Genomic DNA, 24,336 nt, shown 5'->3' with positions numbered 1-24,336 from the left:
CTGGCGTCTCTCAACTGAAAGCGTGAAGTTTGTTCTAGTCACACACGACAAGATAATGGCCAAGGAGGCCCGCAAGGGGTTGCATCCGGATGATGAGTTGATCGTGTTCAAGAACTGGGAGCCCGCCCTCGACGAGTGCGAGGACGCGGATTTGCTGTTCGTCGATCTGGTCGCCACCCTGGACAAGCCCCACAAGATCGCAGGGTACGAGCAGTTCGGCATAGCGAAGCAGGCACACGCCATCGCCAACACGGTACCGCTGGTCCTGATCTCGCCCGAAGCCGACTACGAGCTCGATTTCATGGTCGGGTGGCCTAACTTCGTCTTTGCGAACATCCGGCAGCCGGTGAACTACAAGATCTTTCGTCGGGCATCTACCTGGGTCTAGCTCGATTCCTTGCTCTTCGGGTGCGCTTTCTGCACTGCTTCTCTCAGCCGCTCAATGCTGATGTGCGTGTAAATCTGCGTCGTCGCCACGTCCTCGTGTCCGAGCAGCTGCTGGACGGTCTTCAGATCGGCGCCGCCGTCGAGCAAGTGCGTGGCAAAGCTGTGTCGCAGCGTGTGGGGCGAGACGTCAGAAGGCAGACCTGCTGACCTTGCAAATCTCTTGACGATGTTCTGAATGGACCGAGTGGTTAAGGCCCTCCCGCTCCGGTTTGTAAAGAGCGGCTCGCGGTCTTTCGCAGGTACGCGCTCGGACTCGATGTAACGCTGTAATGAGTCTCTACAAGCCTCGCCGAAAAGCGCGACCCGCTCCTTGTTCCCCTTTCCAACCACGCGGATGATCTGTTCATTTAGATCCAGGTCAACCGTCTGGATCGTGACGAGTTCCGCCGCTCGCAAGCCTGACGCGTAGAGAACCTCCAAGATCGCCTGATCTCGGAGCGGGGACTGGCCCGCTGGCTTGTTCGATAGCAGCTCCTCCGCCTGGTGCTGGCTCAAGACGGTGGGCAGCTTCCTGCGTTTATACGGCGCCTCGAGAGTCTCGGTCGGGTCGAAGGCCAGTACCTCGATCGACCGCAGGTAACGGACGAACGCCCGAACGGTCGCGAGTTTGCGAGAGCGCGTGCCGGGCTTCCCTCCGTACTTGCGCAAAAACCTGCGCAACGACTCGGCGCTCATATCTTCGCCGTCAAGGCTTGCGGCCAACTGCGAGAGATCGCTGCCATACGCGCGCACAGTGGCCGGTGATCGGATCGCGGCCAAATGGTCCAGGAACGCCTGGATGAGTTCATCGAGCGGGCGCGAGACCCGGGACACGGCCTACGCCCCTATCTTCCTGAACACCAGCGTGGCGTTGTGGCCGCCGAAGCCGAACGAGTTCGACAGCGCGATATCGACGGTCGCCTTTCGCGAGGAGTTCGGCACGTAGTCCAGATCGCAATCCGGGTCTGGCGTCTCGTAGTTGACAGTTGGCGGAATCTCGCCGTGCAGCATCGCCTGGATACAGATCACGGCCTCGACAGCGCCAGCAGCGCCGAGCATGTGTCCGAGCATCGACTTTGTGCTGCTGATCGGCGTCGTAGCAGCGGCGTCTCCAAAGACCTGCTTGATCGCGGAAGTCTCCAGCATGTCGTTGTACTTGGTCGACGTCCCGTGCGCGTTGATGTAGTCGATGTCCCCAGGCTCGATCTGCGCGCCCTTTATCGCCATCTTCATCGCTCGAAACGCGCCGGCGCCCTCCGGATCGGGGGCCGTGATGTGATAAGCGTCGCCGGACATGCCGTAGCCGATTATCTCGGCCAGCATCTTCGCGCCGCGCTTCTTCGCAAAGTCGTAATCCTCGAGTACGAGCACACCAGCGCCTTCGGCGATGATGAACCCGTCCCGGTCGGCGTCAAACGGACGCGACGCACGCTCCGGCTCGTCGTTGCGCTTGCTCATCGCTCTGGCCGCGCAGAACCCCGACATCCCGACCGGATTGATCGGAGCCTCGGTGCCCCCGGCGAGCATGGCGATCGCGTCGCCGCGTTGGATCATTCTGTACGCGTCGCCGATTGCGTTGGTACCGGTGGCGCACGCCGTCACGACACAGCTGTTCGGGCCGCGCATCTTGTGCTGGATCGACACGTAGCCAGACGCCATGTCTGGAATCATGTACGGAACCAAGAACGGCGACACCTTGGACGGCCCGCCTTCTAAGAGGCGCTGGACCTGTTCGTACATCATGGTCAGGCCGCCGATGCCAGATCCGATCAGCACGCCCGTTTCACGCCGCACATCGTCGTCGTCAGGAAAACAGGCGTCTTCAACGGCCATGGCAGCAGCGCCACACGCGAACGGCAGGAACCGATCCATCCGCCGGGCCTCTTTCTTGTCGACGAAGTCGACGGCCTCAAAGTCCTTCACCTCGGCGGCGATGCGAGAGGTGTAATCGGAGGCGTCCATGAGCGTGATCGCAGCAACCCCGCTCTCGCCAGCCAGCAAACGCGGCCAAAACGTTGATACGCCTGTGCCCAACGGCGTCACTGCACCCATGCCGGTGACGACGACTCGACCAGATTGTCCGGTCAAAGGTGCCATGCTTGCCTAAAGCTTGGAGTCGATGTACTTGACGGCTTCGCCGACCGTCTTCATGCTCGCCGCGTCGTCGTCGGGCACATCGATACTGAACTCGTCCTCGAACGCCATGACCAGTTCGACTACGTCCAACGAGTCTGCCCCAAGGTCCTCGATGAAGCTCGCTTCCTCGTGAACCTCGCCCTCGGAGACCCCCAACTCCTCGCAAGTCACTTTCTTCACTCTTTCTAGAACGGATGCCGACATATTTTGCACCTAATGTATTTTGTGGACCGGGCCAGAGTATCCCAGCGCGTTGTCCCTGCGCAGGATACACCCAAACGGGTTCTTGGGTTTCGGACTTTACGTCGTCAGGCCCCCGTCCACGGTGATAGTTTGCCCGGTTATGTACCCGGCTGCGGGGCTGCATAGGAACGCAACCAGCGGCGCGACGTCAGACGGTTCGCCCAGCCGACCGAGCGAAGCAGCGCTGATAACGTGATCGCGAACCTCTTGCTGAAGGTCGCTCGTCATGTCCGTCTCGATGAACCCTGGGGCGACGGCGTTGACCGTGATGCCGCGACTGCCTAGCTCCTTCGAGGCCGCCATCGTCAGGCCGATCAGCCCTGCCTTGCTCGCGGCGTAGTTTGCCTGTCCGGCGGCTCCGTGCAGGCCGACGATGCTCGTGATGTTCACGATCCGACCCCAGCGCGCCTTCATCATGCCGCGATGGCACGCCTTGATCGTGTTGAACGCGCCCTTCAAGTTCACGGCGAGCACGTCGTCCCAGTCATCGTCCTTCATTCGCATCATCAAGGTGTCGCGGGCGATGCCGGCGCTGTTCACCAAGATCAGCGGCGGGCCCAGCGCTTCGTTGACGGCATCGACCGTCTCCTTTACGGCGACAGAGTCCGATACGTCGCAACCGAACGGTTTGGCGACGCCTCCGTCGCTCACTATTTGGTCAACCGTGGCTTGGGCGTTGCTCTGCGACGTGGCGACGCACGCGACCGAAGCACCTGCCGCAGCAAGCTGGATGGCTATTTCCCGCCCGATACCGCGGCTCGCGCCCGTTACGAGGGCGACCCTTGCTTCAGGGTTCATCGTTGTTTCTCCTTGAGCGACTCGATCGCGCTTGTGAGCGACTCTGTACCGTTCACTGCGAGCCCGGTAGCCTGCTTGTCAATTCGCCTTAGCAGTCCGGTCAGCACGGTGCCGCAGCCGCACTCGATGAACGTCTCGAACCCGTCCGAAAGCATATTCTGCACGCACTCTCTCCATCGCACTGGGCTGACGAGCTGTTTCTCCAACAGGTCGGCCCACTCTTGCCCGGGCTTTGACGAGACGTTGCTGTAGACCGGCATCGACCCATCGCTAAACTGAACGGCCCTGAGCCCAGCAGCCATCGCCTCAGCGGACTCTTGCATCAGCGAACTGTGAAACGCGCCGCTCACGTTGAGCGGCAGCACGCGCTTCGCCCCGGCCGCGGATAGCCTCTCTGACGCTAGTTCGACGGCAGCAACCTCTCCGCTAACGACGACCTGCCCTGGGCAGTTGTCGTTGGCCACGCCGCACACGCCAGCCACGCCGGCGCAGATAATCTCCACCGCGTCTAGTTCCAGCCCTAGGACCGCAACCATCGTGCCGGGCGCGAGCTTGCCGGCGCGCGCCATGAGATCGCCTCTGCGCTGCACCAGTCGGGCTCCCTGCTCCACGGTCAACACGCCTGCCGCCGTCAACGCCGCATACTCGCCTACGCTGTGCCCAGCCGCCGCCCGCACCGGGAGGTCGGGTGCCGCCGAGCTCAACGCCCGAAACGCAGCGACGCCGACCGTGAACAGCGCCAGTTGTGCGTTCTGAGTCTGACGCAACTCGGCCTCGTCGCTCTCGAAGCACAGGCTCGCCACGTCTGTGCCTGTCGCCTCGCTGACGCTCTCGAACACGCCGCGAGCGGCGGTGCTGGCGTCGAACAGCTCCTTACCCATGCCTGGCGCCTGTGATCCCTGACCTGGAAAGACGACCGCGATCATTCGGCTCATCGTACCCCTGCGTCCGAGCCTGGGCGCGGGTACGATTCCCACCGTGAGCCCGAGCATCGAGACTTTCCCCAATCCGGCACCGGAGCGCGACTACACGATCCTGCACACCTGCCCGGAGTTCACGAGCGTCTGCCCCAAGACCGGCCAGCCGGACTTCGCGACGATCGAGCTGGAGTACGTGCCCGATGGCCTCTGCATCGAGCTGAAGGCGCTCAAGCTGTACTACTACAGTTTCCGGGACGAGGGGGTTTTCTACGAGGCAGTCGTCAACCGGATTCTCGACGACCTGGTTGCGGCGTGCAGTCCGCGCTGGATGAGGGTCACGGGGCGGTTCAACGTGCGGGGCGGCATAGCGAGCGTCGTCACCGCAGAGACCGGCCCGCGCCCCTAGCGGCTCCGGACGAGGTACACCGGCGTTGTGAGACGGAAGCGCCTGCCCTCACGACCGAACATGACCTCGACGAAAATCGCCATGTTGGCTCCACGCGCACGTTCGCCTTTGACGACTATCTCGAACTCCTGCTCTACCGCCATCAGGTAGCTCGTCTCTCCCGCAGACCACTCCGCTTCCTCAAAGTGCAGGTCGTCTGAGCCAGCCCGCCAAACCCGGTACTCCTCCGCTCCGGCTCCCGCCAGGATCTTGATCTCCCATCTGCCAGGTGTCAGCACAGATTCAGGCACAAAAACCGGAAGCATCCGCCCCTCGGCGCAACGCCGCGCGAACTCGCCGAGCGACGGCGCCCACCAATCGATATCGCCGGCGCCGTGCCCTGTGTTCGGGTTCACGACCGACCACTTCGGCATACGCAACCTGTCCCAATACACCTGAGTCGAGTCCACGGTCCAGTACGGATCGTTCGTACCCGTCAAAACCATCGTGGGTACGGTCATCCCCGGCAGATAGCTGATCGGGTCGACGATTCGAATCAGCTCCTGGCCAGGCTCGGTGTCGAGAAGGTCCTGCAAGCCCCGATCCGTGTAGTCTGAGATCAGCGGTGAGTACTCGCCCCAGTACTCCATCTGCTGCTTCAGCTGTGCGACGAAGTCGAGGTTGTCGAATATGCCGGGGGCGATCCCCACGATACGGTCGTCGTCGATCGCTCCAGCCAGCCACGCCGTCCAACCCCTCTTGCTCGCGCCGGTTAGAACGAACTTGGTGAGTGGATCAGCCGCACCCTGGGTCGACTGCTCAAGGGCGTCCATCGTCCGGACCACGCTTTTCACCATCGGGAACAGCAGCGGCCACGAGGGGTCCCCAGACAGGAAGAACTGTTCGAACGTGTGGGCGATCAAGTCGTCCTCCTCACGCCCGTCGATCGGTTGATTTGGAATCTGGAACAGCAGCGCGACCGGCAAGCCGGACGCCTCGGCCAAGGTTCGCGCGTATTCGTAGTCCCGCTCGTTGGGCTCCCAGCCGGTTATCTCGATGATCGCTGTGCCCAGATTCGCCGGGTCCGATGGCCGGATAATGACGATATCGTGCTTCCAGGGCTCGCCTTGCCACGTTTGGCTGGTTATAGCGAGCGACCCGTAGCCATCGACGACTTGGCGGTGCCACTCGAAGCTGGCGTCAGGCTTTTTCACGTACTGTCCCAATTCTACGGGAGTGGCAGTCTGAAGGCCGAAAGCCCAAATTACGCACGCGAACAGCATGGTTGGCACAGTTTAGCCGTTCCTTCGCAACCCCCTCGCAGACTCAATGCCCCTTGACTTTTCCACCGCTACGTGGAAAACTGGCGGTCTGGCCTCGTTGGGGATCTTGCTGGGGCTTGGAGTTGGGCATGAATTCGCATTGGCAAATTAAGCTTGTTATGGCCGCCTTGCTGACCTTTGCGGTCGGTATTGTAGGCGCCACCTTTATCGACGGAACGGTTCTGATCAGCCGCGCAGCTAACAACCGCACCATCACAGTACAGTACGACGGCGTCAATGCGGCCATGATCGAGATGCGGGTCAACGGCAAGAGCATCACATCCCGCGTCGTCGATGACTCTCGCGACAGCGGAGAGACGAACTTCGCGCTCAACACCGCTCTGTTGAAAGACGGCGAGAATACGATCGAGATTCGACTGTACGACAGGAAGGGAAAACTGGTCGCGCACGAGACGAGCATCGTGGCCGTCGATCGCAAGCCGACCGGGCCGGTCTTCTTGGAGCGCCCAAAGGCCGGAGCGACGGTGCAAGGCCCGGTATCGATCAAGCTCGGATTCCACCAGAACCTTCGAAACGTGTTCGTCAGCTTCTACATCGACGACACGTTCAGGTCGCTTCGCAACGTTCCTCCGTACACATATCTCTGGGACACGAGCCGGACCAAGAACGGTTGGCACGAAGTGCAGGCGTGGATCGTCGACCAGAACAACCGCACGTACAAGACCGAAAAGATGCGGCTGTTCGTGAACAATCCGGTTGGTCGCACCGAACGCCGAGGCGTCGAGCCAAGACGCGAGCAGTCGACTGCCAGCACCGCTAAAGGCGATCCGACGACAGGCGGCGCAGCGGATATCAGGGCGACCGACCCGCCTATCGGCGAGTTCGCAAACGTCACCGAACCGGTACCGCCGAAAGCTGCTGCCTCCGTGGCGGTCAATGACAATGAGCTGCAAACAGCCGACCCGGCAGGAACGAGGCTTGAGACCGAGCTCAAGGGAACGGCGACCGGCCAGCGCATGATGACGCCGACTGGTGAGCGCGTGGCATTGCTGCCGCCCGACGGGAGCGCCGTCTCCAGCCCCGCACAGCCGTATCGATTGGAGCTGTCAGCCATGACTTACGGTACACGTCTGGCGGAGGGAAGTACGTTCACGATCAGCTTGAACGGCAACAAGATTAACTTCGACGTGATGCCTACCGTGGCCAGCGGCGTCCCGCTCACGCCGTTCCGCCACCTTTTCGAGGAAGCCGGCGGTGAAGTTCGCTGGACGCACGAGACCAAAGAGGTCGACGCAGAGGGGCTAGGCTACAAGCTTTGGTTCAAGATCGGTGAAGAGTACGGACTGGTGGATGGAACTCGATTCCTGTTCGAATTGGCGCCTTACATTCAAGACGGGCGGGCGATCGTGCCGTTGAGCTTCGTTCAGAACACGCTCGAGATGAACGTGCAGTACGACGCCGAGTCCGGCCATGTGCTCATCACTTCGGTAGGTTCAAAGTAGCCGTCGAATAACCGTTCCAACGCCTGGGCGACCTCGCAGTGAGATCGCCTGGGCGCTGTTTGCCCCAGCAATACTGCGAGTTCTATGGCCAACGTACCGATAATTGGACACGGGAGACCAAGAGCGCGCGATGACCACAGGGAGCGATTCCTCCTGGATCAAACTGGTGTGCCTTCTCGGTTTAGGCTTCTTGACCGTTGGGGCGGCATCCTGCCTCGTCGTGTACTCGTCGACCAAGTGGTCGATGGAGGCTACCGCACGGCGAGAGCTTGAAAGTGCGTCGCACCTGGCCGCTCTTCAGATCGACGCCGACGCCCACTCGACAATCCGTGACGAGGGCGACCTACACTCGGCAGCGCATCGTGAAGGGGTGCTTGCCTTGGAACGCACGCTGGCAAACCTCCCCAACATCCAGTCTCTGTACACGCTCCGACTTGTCGAAGGCGAACTCATAAACGTTCTGCGACCAGATGCGGATCGCAACCCATCGCTATCCAAAGCTACGAATCTCGATGCGACTTCGGTCGCTGACGCGCTGGAGGCGATACAGTCCGGGTATGCGGTTTTGAGCGACAGCCCTGCCACAGACGGCTCCGGCAGCTACCTCACGGCATACGTGCCTCTCACCCAATCCGACGGAAGTCTAGACTCCGTGCTCGTCGTCCGGCAGGATTACTCGAGCGTCCTGTTGCAGATGCAGGAGCTGCGCGCTGGCCTCTGGCTCGGATTGGCCATCGCCGTGCTCATCTCAGCTCTCCTGGCATCAACCATCTCGTACGGCCTGGTCCGCTCCGGACGTTCGCCCTGGGGCGAGCTGGCGTTGCATCGCAAACGGCGGGTTTGGATGTCGATCGGCATACTGGCCCTGGCGGCAGCAATCGTCTCAGACGGCGCTATCGAGTATCTCGAGATGAGGGATTCAACAGCTGAGCAAGGCAGCACGATTGCGGTGCTGAGGAGCCTCAACACGCTCCAAGCGCTGATGGGCGCTCCGCCCGAGTTCCGTTGGAAGTCACAGATGGCCCACGTATCTCGCGTCTGCCGATCGAAGCAGAGACTGGGGCTGGCTACGCTGATCGACGAGTTCTCTGCCGCTCGGCTAGCAGATGGGGCAGATCAAAGCACAAAGCGAGCAAACCTGGCGCTGGCAATGAAGATCGAAATGGGCGAGCTGCAGAGCAGCCTGGCCGACGCGAACGGCAAGCGCGCCTTGGCGAGCGGGGAGCAGGCGACCAGGTTGATTCTCACCGCGCTGATGTCCGTGTTCGCGCTCGCTCTGCTCGGCACGCTCTCCGGACAGCAGAGCCGATTCAAGCAAGCTGTTAGCGCCGGCGCCGAATTCCAAACGCGGTACGACAACCTAATTCAGACGCTCCCGATCGGGCTGTTCGGATACGCTGCCGGTGAGTGCATCTTCACAAACGGGGCGTGGGGAACAGCCGAAAGCGAGAGCACCGAGAACGTCCTTTCTGCGATTCATCCTGATGACCGCGTAGCCTTCGACAGAGCCCTCGAACTCGCTGAAAAAGACGGAAAACCGTTCTCCGCAACCCTCCGGATTCAGTGTCAGGACTTGACCAACATTCACTTCGAGGCTTACTGCGCGCCGGTTGCACACGAAGCGGGCGGTTCGTGTCATCTGCTGGTCTTCTGCGTCGATGTAACACCGCTAGTTCGGGCTAAGAACGAAGTCCACAGAAAGCACCGCCAGGTAGAGAATAAGAACTACCTGCTGAGCACTGCCCTCGCGGAGCTGGAGGGCAATCTTGAGGTCGCCGTTCGTACGATGGTGCGGGCAATAGACGCGAAAGACCCGTACACTGCGGGTCACTCCGAACGAGTGCGAAACTACAGCTCCCAGATAGCGCGTCACCTTGGGCTGTCCGCTACGGAGATCGCAACAGTAGAACACGGTGCGCTCGTGCACGACGTCGGAAAGATAGGGATTCCGGATGAAATCCTGCTGAAACCGGAAAAACTGACTGGCGAGGAGTACGAGATCGTGAAACAGCATACGATCAAGGGCGCCGCCATCGTTAGCGAGATGGAGCTGTTCCGAGACTGTTTGCAGATCGTCAAATACCATCATGAACGGCTCGACGGCAGTGGTTATCCCGACGGTCTTTCGGGAGACGATATCCAGTTCATCGTGAGAATCGTGAGCGTTGCCGACATGTTCGATGCCATGACAACCAGTAGAGCGTATCGAGCTGGAAAGAGCGTCGAAGAATCTATGGAGATCATCTGGCAGGACGTCAAGGATGGCAAACTGGACGTAACCGTCGTCAAGGCGCTCGAATCGACCATTTCCGAACTGGGGCTGACCGGCCAGATCGACCAAGCTGACGGGTTGGCAGCCTAGCTAGCCGAAGCTACTGCAACCTACGGATTCTTCCCAAGAGTCCGATAATCACCGTACATGTGCGAGAAGGAACCCAGAAGCGATCAGCGGCGCCATGCTAGGTTCGAACTACTCGAGTACGCATTCGTGCGGCGGCCTGACCGACGAAATGGACACACAGCCGTGATCGTTGACGTCAGCCTCGGAGGGTTCCAGACTCGATCACGCGAGAGAATTCCGATCGACCAATCCTTGGTCGTAATGGTCGGACAGGCCGGTGCAACGCCGGTAGAAGTACATGTTGAATCCCGGTATTCAATCGAAGTCAAGAACTCGGAACTATTCGCGACTGGGTTCAAGGTAAAGCCGGAAAACGACAAGGAGCGGGTTCAGTGGGTGAATTACGTTCACTCAGTGTTTCAAGAGCAAGGCGAACTCCTGACGCGCTGAGCCAGCCAACCCGGCGACGGAGCTCTACTTGGCACCCCTTTGCGGCGTAGTTCGCCGCTTAATTCGAACCGTGTCCGCAGCTACCGCAACCGCCAGTCTCCGCAGGACCGTCCTCGGTACTGAAAGACGAGCCGCAACCGCACGAACTAGTGGCATTGGGGTTCTCGATTTTGAATCCAGGCCCCATCTGGTCATCGACGTAGTCGACGATGGCACCCTGCATATACTGCAGGCTCATGTCATCGACGTAAATCTTGACGCCGAGGTGGCTCAAGACCTTGTCGTCGGCAGCCGGCTCGCCATCATCGAGGGCCATACCGTACTGCATCCCGCTGCATCCGCCACCGGCAACCCATACACGCAGGGCGCTATCGGCCTTGCCCTCGGCAGCCATTAAGGCTATGAGTTCGTCTGCCGCGCGCTCGGTCAGCGAAATCGCAATCGACTCTGTTGGGCCTTCCATTGCTAGGCTCATACCACTATAATGACACTAATCTACAGATTCGCAAGAAAATCGCCGTTTTACTGGTGCGATTTGAGCCATATTGCGTCCAATCAAACGCAGAATCAAGTTTGAACGGATGCTCTCCATCATAATGGTGGACAGGACAAACATCATAAATGCTTAATGCGCAGAAGGAATCAGGTCCGAACGGTCGAGCCAGGCTTTTGGAAGCCGCACAGCAGTTGTTCTGCAAGCTGGGCCTCAGCGAAGTGACCGTTGCCCAGATTCTCGATCACAGCGGCGTGAAAGCTCCCACTCTGTACCACCACTTCGACGGCAAGGAGGGCCTGTACGTCGCCTGGATCGGTGAGGCGCTGAGGCGAATCGAGAGCAAGCTGTCCGCGCTCGACCGTCAAGAGGGCCCTGAGGCATTCCTTCGTGGAGTCCGACAAGTCCTACTGGCAAATACATCCATGGACGTCGTCCAAGTTCTGCGAGATCGCCGATGGCTCTCCGGGGATGAATCACTCGACCTGATCGACAAGGCTCTGGACAGCTGCGTTTTCCGACCGATCGGAGCAGGCGTGTGCGATTATGCCAAATCCAACGGTCGCGACCTCTCCAAAGAGGAGTTCGGGCAAGTGTTCGTGCATCTGCTGTCGTTGGACCGACCGAAGTACCGGCGCGCTTCTTCCATGGAGTCGCTGGATCGCGATCTAGTTATCCGGCTGTTCCTCAGCGGCACCGCCAGTCCAGTCTCTGCTGGAATGGGGGAGGTGCCCGCCGATGGACTTGAGTCCTCAAGAGCGAACGCTCGATAATGTAACATGAATTGTGGTCGCAGTCCGTTGACTGCATCCCCGACCTGATTCAGCATGCCCTATGTAGTCACAGAGCCCTGCATCGGCGTAAAGGACAAATCGTGCATGAGCGTTTGTCCAGTCGATTGCATCTATGAGACCGATACCATGGTCGTCATCCACCCAGACGAGTGCATCGATTGCGGACTTTGCGAACCGGAATGTCCAGTAACCGCCATCTTTGTCGATACAGACGTGCCAGACGAGTGGCGGGACTATGTGGAGAAGAATAGGGTGGAGTCGGAAGAAAGGTCCGGCTGCTAAGCGGCCTCGTGGGTTATCTGCGCCCAGCGCGCATAGTCGACGCGGCTCAAGTAATCGACGTTGACCCCGCAACGGTACGTTCCGTCACCGTTAGGCAATTCGCGGCAATACCGAACTTTCCCCTGGCACTTCACCTCGCCCAAGGGTGTTTGCACCTCCAGCTCGACTTCAGAGCCAGCCTCGATCGGTCCTTCAACGTCGATGCCAAGTCCGCAGGCAGAGACGTCGTGCACTGTACCTTGCGTCTGCCCGTCCGCAAGCGTGACCGCCACATTCCAGTTGGGAACGACGCGCCGACGCGATTCCGCCGAATCGACCACACGAATTCTGCTCGTGACTGTCCCCTCCGTTCGTTGCGCTGTCGGTTGACCGTGCAACAACTCCATATGGAAGATACTGTCCAATGCTTCGTCCGCTGGCCCGCAAGCCGTCACGTCCACCGTCATGCAGGCAGTGACGTAATCGCCGAACAGCTCGACATAGACAGCCTCGCCCTCGGCCAGGTCGAAGGAAGTCTCAGAGACGACCGCCAGCCGCGCGCCCGTGAACTGCTCGACCCAGCCAGCAAACTTTTTGCCGTCGCTGAGCCGGGAAAGGCGGCACCGTGACCCAGCGAAACTCTCCAGCCCTATCTTCGACATCTCAAATCTATTATCGGTTGGCACATCGCCGCGATCTAGCCTGCAAAGGCTCTACGACCTGTAAAAATTGCTGTATCCTGACCGAGATTGGGCATCAAACTCGGCAGAGCGGCTGGCTCAAAACCTCTTAAGAACAGGCCTAGAGGTTCGATAACTGGCAATACTGGCGATTCCACCCGTTGCAGGCCGTAGGACTGTTAGGTAAGGTGCAAGTTACATGGCGAGGCGAACGAGTTCGTCAACGGCGAGCAAAACGCGTCTGCACGCGCCGGTTCTGCCGGTGCGCGACACGGTGCACTTCCCTGGCGTGATCCAGACGCTGCTGATCGGACGCGACATCTCTCTCAGGGCGTTGCAAGAGGCGCTAGAAGGCGACCGTGAGACGGTTGTCGCGAGCCAGAAGGATCCTCAAGTCGAGGATCCTTCCGCCAGAGATCTTTATCGAATCGGGACGTTGAGCGAAATCCTGCACGTGCTGCCGCTGCCCGATGGCACCATGCGCGTCGTTCTTCGCGGCCTGGCACGAGCAAGGATCGGCAAGCTGACGCTGCGCTCCGGCTTCTTGCAAGGCGACTACGAGTTTATCTCAGAGATACGAGCCACCGGCGAGCAGGTGGACGCGTTGATGCGCGAGTGCGTGTCGTCGTTCCAGCAGACTGCGGCGCTCGGACTGCAAGCGCCTCCCGAAGTCCTGGACATTCTCGGTTCGATCACGGAGCCCGGAGAGCTCGCAGACACGATAGCTCACCACCTACCGACGCTCAGCACGGCCGCCCGTCACGAGCTGCTCGCCGAAGACGACATTGCCGCCCGGTTGGAGAGGCTCGTTCACATTCTCGCCCGCGAGCTGCAAGTTTTGGAGCTGCAAACATCTTTGCGCACGAAAGTCGAAGAGGAGTTGGGGCAGACTCAACGCGAGTACTATCTTCGCGAGCAGCTCAAGGCCATCCAACAGGAACTGGGCGGCGAAGACGACGTCTATAGCGAAGAGGGAGAGGAGTATCGATCCAAGATTGAAGCTGCCGGAATGTCGCAGGAAACCCAAGAGAAGGCGATCCAGGAACTGCGCCGGTTGGAGCGCGCTCCTTCGAGCTCGCCGGAAGGCATGGTGATCCGCAACTACCTCGATTGGTTGGTCGACCTGCCGTGGAACGTCACCAGTCGCGACGAAATCGACGTCAAGCAAGCGCGCCTCATCCTAGACCGAGACCACTACGGACTTGAGAAGGTCAAGAACCGCATCCTCGACTTCTTGGCGGTCCGCCAGTTGAGCCAGAGCCTGCGAGGTCCGATCCTGTGCTTCGTAGGGCCGCCCGGCGTCGGCAAGACCAGCATCGGTCGGTCGATCGCCGAGTCTGTCGGTCGAAAGTTCCTGCGAATATCGCTTGGCGGCGTCCGAGATGAGGCCGAGATCCGGGGTCATCGGCGCACTTATATCGGGTCAATGCCGGGGCGGCTCGTCCACGGCATCAAGCAGTGCGGAACGAACAATCCGGTCTTCATGTTGGACGAGGTCGACAAGATGGCGAGCGATCTGCGCGGAGACCCGACAAGCGCGCTGTTAGAGGCGCTCGACCCTGAGCAGAACGTGAACTTCTCCGACCACTACATCGAGGTGCCGTTCGACCTGAGCAACGTCATGTTCATTGCAACGGCAAATTTGCTGGAGAACATCCCGCCTGCACTGCGAGATCGCATGGAGATCATCCACTTCCCCAGCTACACGGAGGTCGAGAAGCTAAACATCGCCCAGCGGTTCCTTGTTGGGAAGCAGTTGAGCGAACACGGTCTGAAGAAGTCGCAGCTCACTATTTCCAAGAGGACGCTTGAGACGGTGATCCGCCAATACACGCGAGAGGCAGGGGTTCGATCACTGCAGCGAGAGATCGGGACGATCTGCCGCAAAGCTGCCCGAATGATAGCCGAAGGCGACGCCCAGCGGGTCAAGGTCGACCCCAAGCAACTAATCAAGATGCTCGGCAAGCCGCTTTTCCGGTACGGAATGAAAGGCCGAAAAGATGAAATCGGCGCTGCCACCGGGCTCGTGTACTCTGAGTACGGCGGCGACATCGTCACGATCGAGGTCAACCTGAGCCTGCCCTACGGTGAACAGCCGCAGGTCCGCCTCACCGGTTCGCTGGGCGACGTGATGAAGGAGTCCGCGCTCGCCGCGTTGACCTACATTCGCGCGAACCAGAAGTCGCTGCACAAGGATAGGGAGTTCCGGTTCGACACTCACATTCACGTACCGGAGGGCGCTGTCCCGAAAGACGGGCCGAGCGCAGGAGTAACGATGTTGACCGCCGTCGTGTCCGCGTACACCAAACGGCCAGTACGATGCGACTTGGCCATGACAGGCGAAATCACCCTGCGCGGCAAGGTCCTGCCCGTCGGCGGAATCCGAGAAAAGATGCTAGCTGCGCACCGGGCCGGAATCAAGCACGTGATTCTGCCCATGGACAATATGCGCGACTTGGACGAACTTCCTGAGGGTCCAAGATCAGAGTTGGAGTTCCACCCGGTGAAGAACGCCAACGACGTGCTGAAACTGGCGTTGCGCTAGCCGCTCTTAGCCCACTTGCCTACCATGGTCTCTGATCCGCTACTGCCAAGGCCAGCTAACGCCTTGCGCCAGTGAGTGCGCAGGCCTGAGCGACGATGTCGTCCAGTCCGAGCCCGTTCTCCTGCAGAAGTAGCTTCTGGTCTCCGTGGTCGATGAACTTGTCGGGCAGGGCCATCAGTCTGTGGTCGATCTTCAGGCCTCGCTCCACGATTTCGTCCCTCACCGCCTGGCCAAAACCGCCGCGACGCGAGCCCTCTTCGATCGTGACGAGGTTCCCGGTCTCTTCAGCCAGGCCGAGGATAGTATCGAAGTCGATCGGCTTGGCCCAGCGCGCGTTGATCACGTTGATGACGGTGCCCTCGCCCGCTAGCTTCTCGGCCGCCGACCATGCCTGGCCGACCATCGACCCGTACGCGCAGATCGTGACTTGCGGCTCACCCTCGGTAGGGGACCCGAGCACCTCCGCCTTTCCGAACTCGACAGCCGTGCGCCCTTCCGGCAGGTTCTCGGGCGTCGTGCCCCTTGGGTACCGCAGGGCGATCGGCCCCTTGTCGTAATCCTTCATGTAACCCAGCATCTCGCGCAGCTCGGTGGCGTCCCGCGGGGCCAGCAAGGTCATGTTCGGCAGGGGGGACAGGTAGCTGATGTCGAACGCCCCGTGGTGCGTCGGGCCGTCGGCGCCGACGAGCCCCGCGCGGTCCATCAGGAATCGGACCGGCAGGTTCTGGACGCACACGTCGTGCAGCACCTGGTCGAACCCGCGCTGGAGGAATGTCGAGTAGATCGTGCAGAACGGCTTCATGCCGCCAGCCGCCAAGCCTGCGGCGAACGTGACGCCGTGCTGCTCGGCGATGCCGACGTCGTAGTACCGGTCTGGGAACTCGGCGGCGAACTTGTTGAGCCCGGTCCCGTCGGGCATGGCGGCCGTGATCGCCACGACGCGCGGATCCTCCTTGGCTATCTCCACGATCGCGTCGCCGTACGCCTTGGTGTACTGCACCGGGCCAGCCTTCTTCTTGGGCATGTCGCCGGTCTGGGAGTCGAACGCGCCGACGCCGTGCCACTTGCGCGCGTCGATTTCGGCCATGTCGTACCCCTTGCCCTTGACCGTGATCGCGTGAACGAAGAGCGGGCCACGCACCTGGCGCAGGTTGCGGAAAATCTCGAGCAGGCCCAGGAGGTCGTGCCCGTCGACCGGTCCGATGTACTCGAACCCGATCTCCTCGAAGATCGTGCCGGTCTCTTCGGGAGCGAAGTAGTGCGTGACGCCGTGCCGCAGACCGGCGGCTATGCGCGGTGCTGGGCCAGGGACCCGCTCGATCAGCTCCTTCGCCCGCTGAGCCCAGTTCTGGACGCGGGGGCGTGAACGCAGGCGAGTGAAGTACGACGTCAACGCGCCGACGTTCGGGGCGATCGACATGCGGTTGTCGTTCAGGACGACAGTGAGGTCGGAGCCCATCTCGCCAGCGTGGTTCAGCGCCTCCCAGCTCATTCCGGCGCAGATCGCCGCGTCGCCCGTGACGGCGACGACCCGCTCGCCCGTGCCCTGTCTATCCCGGGCGACCGCAAATCCGAGCGCCGCAGAGATTCCGGTGCCCGCGTGTCCGGCGCCGAAGTGGTCCAGCTCGTGCTCGGCACGCTTGAGGAACGGGCTCAGCCCCTTGTGCTTGCGCATGGTCTCGAACCGGGGCAGACGGCCTGTGAGGAGCTTGTGAGGATACGCCTGGTGCCCCGTGTCCCAGATCACCTTGTCCGGGGGCATCGAGTAAGAGGCGTACAGTGCGACCGTCAACTCGACCGTACCGAGGTTGGAGCTGAAGTGGCCGCCGGTCTTGCTGATCTTGTCTACGATAGCTTGGCGAACTTCGGCGGCGAGCTGAAGGAGCTCCTTATCGCTGAGCTTATGCAAGTCAGTCGGGCTGACGATCTCGCTCAGAATCTCGTATTCGGTGCTCATTGGGGCTCTCGGTCCGCTTCCACAGCTACGTCTACGCACAAAGGTTACCTAGAGTTCGACTGACGCTGTCGGTGGTGGTGCGAACAGGCCCAGTCGCTCCGCGGCGGCGAGGTGCCCTTGCCCTAGGACTGGTGCCGGAGCCAAGCGACCATCGCCTCGCCGATATCGCCGCTATCTTCAGAGATCAGCTCCAGGCACCGTACGCCCTCCCACAGGCCGCGATCCAACCCGCCCTCTGCCAACGTGATGGCTTCGCCCTTCTCCCCGACTGTGACTCCGACCTTGAGTTTTTCTCCTTTGAGCGACGCTTGCGATAGACCGATGAGGAATAGCTCGGCAGCCTCGGCGACATCGGGCTTCACGCCGTACACTTCAAATTCCGCCAGTCCAAATTTCTGAAGCCCCAACGTGTAGCAGTGCAGTCCGGCTTCTTGAGGGCGAATCTCGACCTTGACGTGGTCCCTTGCCCAGACCGGTTCGTTCTCCGGTCGAGGAGAGATCACGTCGTCGGGCAGTTTGTACACGCGCGAAAGGGGGTCGGCTACGAGACCGTCGGTCAGTTCCGCGCCCCGCTTGGCGACTTTCAGCAGAAAGTCCAGCGACGGATAGAGCTCCGGATCGTACGACTCGAACGTCAGCTGAAGCAGCAGCCAAGTCGCTTCGACCCTTGTTCGCAGTTCCTTGGGCCAGCTCATGCCCAGTTCGGAGCGGACAAACGCCGACGGGTTGAATCCCGCCTCCTCCTTTGACAGTACGAGCATTTTCAGAACCGTCTTCCTGTCCAGGGAAGCGATCGCGTACTGTCCACGCTCCAGCGGACGGCCGAGATCGGCCTTCTTCGAATCGGATCTAAGTGGCACCGCAAAGCCTGGCACCGCACCGCCTTCGCCCTTTGGATTGGCGATCGACACGACCGTCGGGAGCTGCGCCCGGGCTGCCAGGATCGACAGGTAGTAGCCGTCGGTGATGGCGAAGCCCCGCGTCTTGGGCTTCTTGAACTTAAGAACATCACGGAGCCGTCGCATCGCTATCTTCCACCGTTGCCAACGCGCGGTCGCACAGCCTGCGCCATGCCGGGGGCCACAGCCACAGCAGCCAGGCGCCCGGCGACCTCGCCAGCGTCGCCGACGTAAACGCGACCGCTGTACCGCTGGGGGTCAACGAACGCCAATCGCCGGTCTCGCCACGATTGTACGTCACGAGCCCAAAGGGATCAACGGCCGAAAGCACAGCGAGACCTGATTTCCTCAATTCCCGCCCGCTCGGCATCTGGACAGACAGTTGCCACTTCTTCAATCGCTGGCCGACGCGCGAAGCCCACAAAGTGACCTCGGTCCCCTCATAGAACGTTATGTAACAAGACGTAATGATGAACGCGAAGAGCGGGATGTTCATCCGGTACTCGATCCCGACGTGCAGTAGGATGCCGCCCAGCAGCACCCATTTCCTGAACGGCTTGGAGAAGATCAGCGTTGCCAGCGCGACCTCCATCAGCAGCGTGAACCATGTACTCGCCGAAATCATGATCGGGTGATCGACCCAAGCGGGCACCGGGAACCGATCGAACTCATCAAGGTGAGGCAGGTAGTACGTCGCCGTACCGTTGAGCCACCAATCGCCGAACGACTTGTGCCACGCCGTCGCGAAGTACACCAGCGCGAGTTGGATCTGCATCATCCGCTGCGGCCAGAGCGAGACGTCCAGCGGCTCGAGCGGCGCCTTGCCGCGCCAGAGCCCGATCAACCGGTCGATCGAGCAGGCGGCGCCAGAGGGGGACAGTGCGATGTAAAGCGCCATCGCTCGCATCAGCGTGTCGCCAGAGTGCAGGATGTCGGGATTGCGGAGGTGGAACGCCGTCAGTCCGAGCAACAGCACGACCGATGAGACACGGCTGAAAAGTCCGAGCGACGTAAATAGGGCCGCGAGCGTCGTGACGATGAATGCCAGCAGCGTGATGCGCGAATCAGTGACGTTGGCCAGCGGCGAGTAGCGGATGACGTCGCCGTTCCAGTACTCCAGCAGATAGACTGGCGTGAACCCTTTCTCCGTGAACCAAGCCTCGAAGTCGATCGAGATCATCATGAGGTTGGTAAAGATCAGCCCCCCGAACACGGCGCGGAACAGGCCCATGGTCACTGGCGAGCCGTAGCCGAACAGCCACTCCCCGAACTGGCGAAATGGGTTCAGCAGTGCCCGAAGCCAGTTCAATATCCCGCGTCGCTCCTCAGTTTTTCGAGATCAACCGTGTGAGTGTAAAAGAGGAAGACGTTGTACTCCTCCGGCGGAGGTTCGGGCGGGGGCAAGATCACCTTCCAGTGGCGATACAGATCTACTTGGATCGGCGGATTCTCCGGATCGCTATAGCTCAGGTACGCTATCCGCGCGGCGATAGGCGGCCACTTGTAACTCACGATATCTGGGTTGAATCTTTCGACGAACTTCCTGTACCTCTCCTTGAAGTACTTCTTCCAAATCGGCATGGTTTTCATGCGAGGGTACTGGAACCGTGCTTGCGATCCATCCTGAAATGTCACGGTCGCGTCGATCCAAACATCGACGTTCGCCGGATTTGGCGAAAACATACCCCAAGACTGCCAGAACCCCGTTGCGTTCATGTAGTTGCGAACGGGGTGAGCTTTCATTTCGGGAAACTTGTTGCCCTTGATGTAGTCCGAGTTGCTCTGCAAGAAGCGGTTGGGCAGGTTTCGCAGCTTTTTCCCCTCCTCTCCGGTCACTTTGCTAGCGGGAGGGTTCGGAAGCGACCAAGCGATGATGCAGAACAGATGCCACAGCACAAACGCCTTGATTCCCCAGTGAACACCTCGCGATTTTTCGCGCTCCGCCATCACGTTCAGTATGAACCAATCGAACGCAAAAGCCGGGCTACAGAATGTAGCGGCTCAAGTCCGTATCGTCTACGAGATTCTGTAGCTTTTCGTGCACGAACTTTGAGTCGATGACGACGCTGGAGGGCGCGTCGTCCGGTGCGTCGAACATGATGTCCTCAAGCAGCTTTTCCATCAACGTGTGCAGGCGTCGGGCACCGATGTTCTCCGTGCGGCTGTTCACTTCAGCCGCTAGGCTAGCCAGCGCGTCGAACGCGCTCTCTTTGAACTTCAGCTTTACGCCCTCAACCGCCAGCAGCTTCTGATACTGTTTGGTCAGCGCGTTCTGCGGCTCGTGCAGAATCCGACGGAAGTCTTCCTCGCTCAAGCTGTGCAGCTCGACGCGGATCGGCAGTCGGCCTTGAAGCTCGGGAATCAGGTCGCTCGGCTTGGACTGATGGAACGCGCCAGCGGCGATGAACAGGATGTGATCGGTGTGGAGGGATCCGTACTTCGTCGCGACGGTCGAACCCTCGATGATGGGGAGAAGGTCGCGCTGTACGCCCTCGCGAGACACATCCGGTCCGGCGCCGTGGCCGCTTTTGATCGCGATCTTGTCGATTTCGTCGATGAAGACGATGCCGGTCTGCTCCGCCCTCTCTAAAGCTTCGCGGTGCAGCGACCCGCGATCAAGCAGTTTTCCCGCCTCCTGCTCGATGAGCGGTTCGAGAGCGTCCCGGACCTTGACCTTGCGCGTGGACCGCCGACCGCCGAACGGGTTCATCATGCCGCCCATGTCGAAGCCCATCTCCTCTGGCCCCTGTGGCGTGAACACCTGCAGGAAACTCATGCCCTGGTCGTCAGAGTCTATCTCTAGCAAGAGTTCGTCGTGGACTCCGTCCTTGACCTCTTTCTCGATGCGTTTGCGCCGATCGTCGTCCGTCTCCTCCTCTACCTGCTCTTCTTCAGCCTCGGCCTTCTCTGGCTCGCCGCCCGGCATCGTGCCAAAGATCTCCATCGCGTGCCGCATCAACGGGTTGTCGGCCACCGACCTGCTGGGCGATGTGTCGTCGCGTAGCTCTTCCTCGACGAGATCGACGAGCCGCTCTCGAGCGATCTCCTCCGCTTTGGCGCTCACCTCCTCCATTTTTTCGCGTTCGACCAGCCTGACTGCGACGGCGACGAGGTCTCGAATGATCGACTCGATGTCGCGGCCAACGTAGCCGACCTCGGTGAACTTCGTCGCTTCTACTTTGACCATCGGCGCCTTGGCGAGCTGAGCCAACCGCCGGGCGATCTCCGTCTTCCCGACGCCGGTCGGCCCGATCATGAGGATGTTCTTGGGCGTGATCTCCTCGCGCTCCTTTTCGGGCACCTGCTGCCTGCGATACCGGTTCCTGAGCGCTACCGCGACCGCCTTCTTAGCGTCGTGCTGCCCGATGATGTACCGGTCTAGCGCTGCGACGATTTGCCGCGGCGTCAGGTCTTCGATCGGCAGGCTCATTGCAACTCGGTTGTACCAGATCGGTACCTGCGGCGCTTAGGCTCGCTTGCTCAGGATTTCCGTCAGCGCTTTTGCAACGATCGCGCCTGCTGTTGCGGCGGCGTCTGTTGTCGTTCCGCCGCTGAACGTAAACCTGACGCACTCGGCTGCCTGCTCTCTCGTGAGTCCGCAAGCGAGCATCACGTGGCTGGGGTTGAGCCCGCCGCTGCTGCACGCCGATCCGCTGCTCGCGGCGACCCCATCGCGATCCAGCCGGATCAGCAAGGTCTCCGCGCGAACGCCTGGAAAACGCAAGTGGGCGTGGCCGGCCAGCGTCTCCACGCCAGCGGCGATTTGCTCGAACTCGATCGGCGACAGCCGCTGAAGCTCCTCTAGGAACTTGCTTCGAGCCGCCTTCTTTGCGACGCTCTGGCACCCGGTCTTCACGGAGGCATCCACCGCCGCGCCGAATCCTACGATGCCCGGCACGTTCTCGGTGCCTGCCCGAGAGTCGCGCTCCTGGCCCCCGCCGACGATCACGGACTTGGTGTCGGTCCCTGCGCGAACGTAGAGCGCCCCGATCCCCTTCGGCCCGCCCATCTTGTGCGCGGAGATCGAAATCAGGTCCGCTCCGATCTCCTCTGCCTTGCACGCTGAGCCGTTGAACCACGGGAACGTCTGAACGGCGTCGCAATGGTACAGGGCGCCGCTCGCGCGTGCCAAGTCGGCGATTGCCCGCGCGTCGTTGAGCGCACCGGTCTCGTTGTTCGCGTGCATCACGCTCACGATCAACGTCCTGTCAGTCAAGGCGGATTCGACCGCGCTGGGCTCGACGACCGACTTCGCCGTCACTGGGATCGTCTTGACCTGCAGGCCAAGCCGCGTCAGCACGCTTGCGGTCTCGAGCACGCAGTGGTGCTCTGCCGCGCTCATCAAGACCGTGTCCCGCTGGGCGTTCTTGTTCGCCAGCGCGACGCCGATCATCGCCGCGTTTGCCGACTCCGTCCCGCCGGACGTGAACGTCACTTCGCCGAACCGGCAGCCCAGCGCGCTGCTGACGGCATCCCTCGCCGTGTCGATCGCGTGCTTGGCCTCGCGCCCCTCGGCGTAGATTGAGCTAGGGTTTCCGAACGAGCAGTCGAGCCACGGCACCATGGCCTCGCGAGCTTCAGCCAGCATCGGCGAAGTCGCCGCGTAGTCGAGATAAATGCGCTTTTTCATCCTATCAATCGGTCAGCCGTTAGGGTGAAAGCATTGTTCAACGCGTGCAGCACGATCGCCGGCAAGAGCGATCCGGTTTGGTACGTAACTAGCGCAGCCATGAACCCGATCGCGATCAAGGGCGGCCAGCCCGCCGGTCCCTGGGGGTGGATCGCCGCGAACAGCAACGCAGAAACGAGCATTCCGGCCCATGGGCTTTTCAGGCGTTCGGCCAGCGCCGGAAACAGCAGCCCTCGGAACGCCAGCTCCTCTGTGATCGGCGCCAAAATTATTGCACTCGTGAAAAGCAATACTGTGCTAAGCGGTGAGGCGGAGCTAAGCTGTTCGCCGATCGGGTGCATTGGGGAGGGGAAGAACTTGGTCAGCCAGATCATTAGAAGAATGGAGATTCCGAGCAGCGGCACGGTCGCCACATACGCCAGTGCCCCCGCGCCAACAAGATTCCGCCACGGGGCGCTTCGACCGAAAACTCGCTTGAGGCTGTCTGAGACGCCACCTAGCGGCGTCGCGATAAACGGAGCGCATGGTCCGAAAACTCGTTTGATGCTGTCCGCTACGCCGCGTATCGGCATTGCGATGATCACCAAGATTGCGGCCATTACGAGTACGCCGTGCAGGACGGTTATGCCAGCCTCCGTTACCCCAAGTTCTCTTAGCGCGACGACGATCGATAGCATGAGGAACGCCACAAGATACAAGCCAAACCGAAACGCCGAGCGGTCTGCACCAAGAACGCCATCGCGAAAGCTCGGGTAGCCGACCGGCACGGCGGAGCCCGTCGACCTCCGTACGACATAGACGACGATAACGACCAGACCCAGAAAAGCAAGCCCTATTGCGCACACGATGACGACAGCCGTCCGAACGAACATCCTCGTGTCCAGCAGCCGCGCGCGAGCGTCCTCGTCGCCCAGCCTTTCCAGCGCGTGGACCGTCGCCAATCGGTACGAATACGCTACGTCCGCGTCCTGCTCGATCGCGTCTGCCTGCCGCTGATCGAAGTCCCCCTGCCCGTACAGGACGGCGATCGCCTGGTCGGACTCGCTGTCGGAGCCTGCGAGCAGTTCGAGCACGGCTTCCGGCACCTCTTCGCCGTTTTCAAAGCTGATTACTGCTAGGATTCGCGCTGCCCACACGTCGTCAGTGCTGTGGTTGCGCACACTGCGATCAATGGGGATCGACCCTGCGCTGGGCATTGGCAGGGAGCTTCTGCGAACGAGCTCGACCTGCTCGACGTTTACCTGCAGCTCCTTTTCAGCGACTGCAAAATCTAACTCGCTGCCGCCTCGGCGATCGTACGCGCCAGCTACGGCAATGATTATCAGAAAGAGAAACGCAAGAGCAACCAGCCCCCAGGCTGCGACTGCGAAAAACCGGTTGTCCGATCGACGTCGTCGAGCCTCCGCAGCGTCGGCCTCGGTGTGATCGACTACAGAATCAGTTGGCTGGCCTTCGCTGATAACTGGAGGGGCGTTCTGCTGCTCGCTATCTGGATTTGGGTGTTCGTCCGGCATGGCTCGCTTAGGCGCTGGGCTTGTGCAACCCGACTTATCGTGGCATACCGAACGGCCCCCGGCATGGGATTTGTGCTGC

At 60.8% G+C, this 24,336-nt stretch carries 23 protein-coding genes; 8 read left to right on the top strand and 15 right to left on the bottom strand.

All coding sequences use genetic code 11. From position 1 onward, the window contains the following. The first annotated feature begins 22 nt into the window (after positions 1 to 22). Positions 23 to 388 (top strand): hypothetical protein, encoded by a 366-nt coding sequence (locus IH944_07800; GenBank protein ID MCH7904456.1) that lies wholly within the window; start codon positions 23 to 25, stop codon positions 386 to 388. Here the strand turns inward: IH944_07800 and IH944_07795 are convergent. The 5 genes from IH944_07795 to fabD all read right to left on the bottom strand — a co-directional run bounded on the left by IH944_07795 (position 385) and on the right by fabD (position 4,538). Beyond that, positions 385 to 1,260 carry a tyrosine recombinase XerC gene (locus tag IH944_07795; GenBank protein ID MCH7904455.1) on the bottom strand — a complete coding sequence of 292 codons (876 nt, stop codon included), beginning with the start codon at positions 1,258 to 1,260 and terminating at the stop codon, positions 385 to 387. The genes IH944_07800 and IH944_07795 overlap by 4 nt on opposite strands. A gap of 3 nt (positions 1,261 to 1,263) precedes the next feature. Then, on the bottom strand, positions 1,264 to 2,523 hold the full coding sequence (gene fabF, locus IH944_07790) for a beta-ketoacyl-ACP synthase II (protein ID MCH7904454.1): 1,260 nt from the start codon (positions 2,521 to 2,523) through the stop codon (positions 1,264 to 1,266). Between the two features lie 6 nt (positions 2,524 to 2,529). Further along, positions 2,530 to 2,766: an acyl carrier protein gene (locus IH944_07785; protein ID MCH7904453.1), complete on the bottom strand. Its 237-nt coding sequence runs from the start codon at positions 2,764 to 2,766 to the stop codon at positions 2,530 to 2,532. A gap of 96 nt (positions 2,767 to 2,862) precedes the next feature. Next, entirely contained in the window at positions 2,863 to 3,603 is a 741-nt protein-coding gene (fabG, locus tag IH944_07780; GenBank protein MCH7904452.1) for a 3-oxoacyl-[acyl-carrier-protein] reductase, read from the bottom strand. Then, positions 3,600 to 4,538: an ACP S-malonyltransferase gene (gene fabD / locus IH944_07775; protein MCH7904451.1), complete on the bottom strand. Its 939-nt coding sequence runs from the start codon at positions 4,536 to 4,538 to the stop codon at positions 3,600 to 3,602. The genes fabG and fabD overlap by 4 nt, the downstream gene beginning before the upstream one ends. A 34-nt stretch (positions 4,539 to 4,572) precedes the next feature. Here fabD and queF point away from each other — a divergent pair, with 34 nt between their 5' ends. After that, positions 4,573 to 4,929, top strand: coding sequence for an NADPH-dependent 7-cyano-7-deazaguanine reductase QueF (gene queF / locus IH944_07770; GenBank protein MCH7904450.1), 357 nt, complete (start codon positions 4,573 to 4,575; stop codon positions 4,927 to 4,929). On the opposite strand, the gene IH944_07765 is transcribed toward queF, so the two are convergent. Next, positions 4,926 to 6,122 (bottom strand): hypothetical protein, encoded by a 1,197-nt coding sequence (locus tag IH944_07765; protein MCH7904449.1) that lies wholly within the window; start codon positions 6,120 to 6,122, stop codon positions 4,926 to 4,928. The two genes, queF and IH944_07765, sit on opposite strands and share 4 nt — an antisense overlap. A 197-nt stretch (positions 6,123 to 6,319) precedes the next feature. Between IH944_07765 and IH944_07760 the strand changes: the two genes are divergently transcribed. From IH944_07760 to IH944_07750, 3 genes are all read left to right on the top strand, one after another. After that, positions 6,320 to 7,693, top strand: a complete 1,374-nt coding sequence (locus IH944_07760) for a hypothetical protein (protein ID MCH7904448.1) — start codon at positions 6,320 to 6,322, stop codon at positions 7,691 to 7,693. Between the two features lie 130 nt (positions 7,694 to 7,823). Then, positions 7,824 to 10,055 carry an HD domain-containing protein gene (locus IH944_07755; GenBank protein ID MCH7904447.1) on the top strand — a complete coding sequence of 744 codons (2,232 nt, stop codon included), beginning with the start codon at positions 7,824 to 7,826 and terminating at the stop codon, positions 10,053 to 10,055. Between the two features lie 57 nt (positions 10,056 to 10,112). Continuing rightward, positions 10,113 to 10,484, top strand: coding sequence for a PilZ domain-containing protein (locus IH944_07750; GenBank protein MCH7904446.1), 372 nt, complete (start codon positions 10,113 to 10,115; stop codon positions 10,482 to 10,484). 58 nt (positions 10,485 to 10,542) lie between these two features. Here the strand turns inward: IH944_07750 and erpA are convergent, their stop codons facing one another. Further along, the gene (gene erpA / locus IH944_07745; GenBank protein MCH7904445.1) at positions 10,543 to 10,947 is read right to left on the bottom strand and encodes an iron-sulfur cluster insertion protein ErpA; all 405 of its coding nucleotides are present in this window, start codon (positions 10,945 to 10,947) and stop codon (positions 10,543 to 10,545) included. Positions 10,948 to 11,105: 158 nt separating this feature from the next. Here erpA and IH944_07740 point away from each other — a divergent pair, with 158 nt between their 5' ends. Further along, positions 11,106 to 11,750 carry a TetR/AcrR family transcriptional regulator gene (locus IH944_07740; protein MCH7904444.1) on the top strand — a complete coding sequence of 215 codons (645 nt, stop codon included), beginning with the start codon at positions 11,106 to 11,108 and terminating at the stop codon, positions 11,748 to 11,750. 54 nt (positions 11,751 to 11,804) lie between these two features. After that, on the top strand, positions 11,805 to 12,053 hold the full coding sequence (locus tag IH944_07735) for a 4Fe-4S binding protein (protein MCH7904443.1): 249 nt from the start codon (positions 11,805 to 11,807) through the stop codon (positions 12,051 to 12,053). On the opposite strand, the gene IH944_07730 is transcribed toward IH944_07735, so the two are convergent. After that, positions 12,050 to 12,694 (bottom strand): PilZ domain-containing protein, encoded by a 645-nt coding sequence (locus IH944_07730; GenBank protein ID MCH7904442.1) that lies wholly within the window; start codon positions 12,692 to 12,694, stop codon positions 12,050 to 12,052. The two genes, IH944_07735 and IH944_07730, sit on opposite strands and share 4 nt — an antisense overlap. Positions 12,695 to 12,911: 217 nt before the next feature. On the opposite strand from IH944_07730, the gene lon reads away from it, so the two are divergent. Further along, positions 12,912 to 15,257 carry an endopeptidase La gene (gene lon / locus IH944_07725; GenBank protein MCH7904441.1) on the top strand — a complete coding sequence of 782 codons (2,346 nt, stop codon included), beginning with the start codon at positions 12,912 to 12,914 and terminating at the stop codon, positions 15,255 to 15,257. A gap of 55 nt (positions 15,258 to 15,312) precedes the next feature. On the opposite strand, the gene IH944_07720 is transcribed toward lon, so the two are convergent. From IH944_07720 to IH944_07690, 7 genes are all read right to left on the bottom strand, one after another. Beyond that, a complete protein-coding gene (locus IH944_07720) occupies positions 15,313 to 17,214 on the bottom strand; it encodes a 1-deoxy-D-xylulose-5-phosphate synthase (protein ID MCH7904440.1) in 1,902 nt (633 codons plus the stop codon). A 122-nt stretch (positions 17,215 to 17,336) separates the two neighbouring features. Further along, positions 17,337 to 18,239, bottom strand: a complete 903-nt coding sequence (locus IH944_07715; protein MCH7904439.1) for a hypothetical protein — start codon at positions 18,237 to 18,239, stop codon at positions 17,337 to 17,339. Continuing rightward, positions 18,223 to 19,422, bottom strand: coding sequence for an HTTM domain-containing protein (locus tag IH944_07710; protein MCH7904438.1), 1,200 nt, complete (start codon positions 19,420 to 19,422; stop codon positions 18,223 to 18,225). Before IH944_07710 ends, IH944_07715 begins: the two co-directional genes overlap by 17 nt. Then, positions 19,419 to 20,060, bottom strand: a complete 642-nt coding sequence (locus IH944_07705; protein ID MCH7904437.1) for a hypothetical protein — start codon at positions 20,058 to 20,060, stop codon at positions 19,419 to 19,421. The genes IH944_07710 and IH944_07705 overlap by 4 nt, the downstream gene beginning before the upstream one ends. Before the next feature lie 37 nt (positions 20,061 to 20,097). Next, entirely contained in the window at positions 20,098 to 21,543 is a 1,446-nt protein-coding gene (gene hslU / locus IH944_07700) for an ATP-dependent protease ATPase subunit HslU (GenBank protein ID MCH7904436.1), read from the bottom strand. Between the two features lie 36 nt (positions 21,544 to 21,579). Continuing rightward, complete coding sequence (locus tag IH944_07695; protein ID MCH7904435.1) at positions 21,580 to 22,743, bottom strand: cysteine desulfurase; 1,164 nt, start codon at positions 22,741 to 22,743, stop codon at positions 21,580 to 21,582. Next, positions 22,740 to 24,257 (bottom strand): CPBP family intramembrane metalloprotease, encoded by a 1,518-nt coding sequence (locus IH944_07690; GenBank protein ID MCH7904434.1) that lies wholly within the window; start codon positions 24,255 to 24,257, stop codon positions 22,740 to 22,742. Before IH944_07690 ends, IH944_07695 begins: the two co-directional genes overlap by 4 nt. Positions 24,258 to 24,336 lie beyond the last annotated feature (79 nt).

The sequence above is a fragment of the Armatimonadota bacterium genome, assembly GCA_022563855.1.
Classification (GTDB): Bacteria; Armatimonadota; Fimbriimonadia; order Fimbriimonadales; family Fimbriimonadaceae; genus JADFMN01.
Note: the sequence above shows the minus strand (reverse complement) of the source record. Positions and strands in the feature narration are given on the sequence as shown.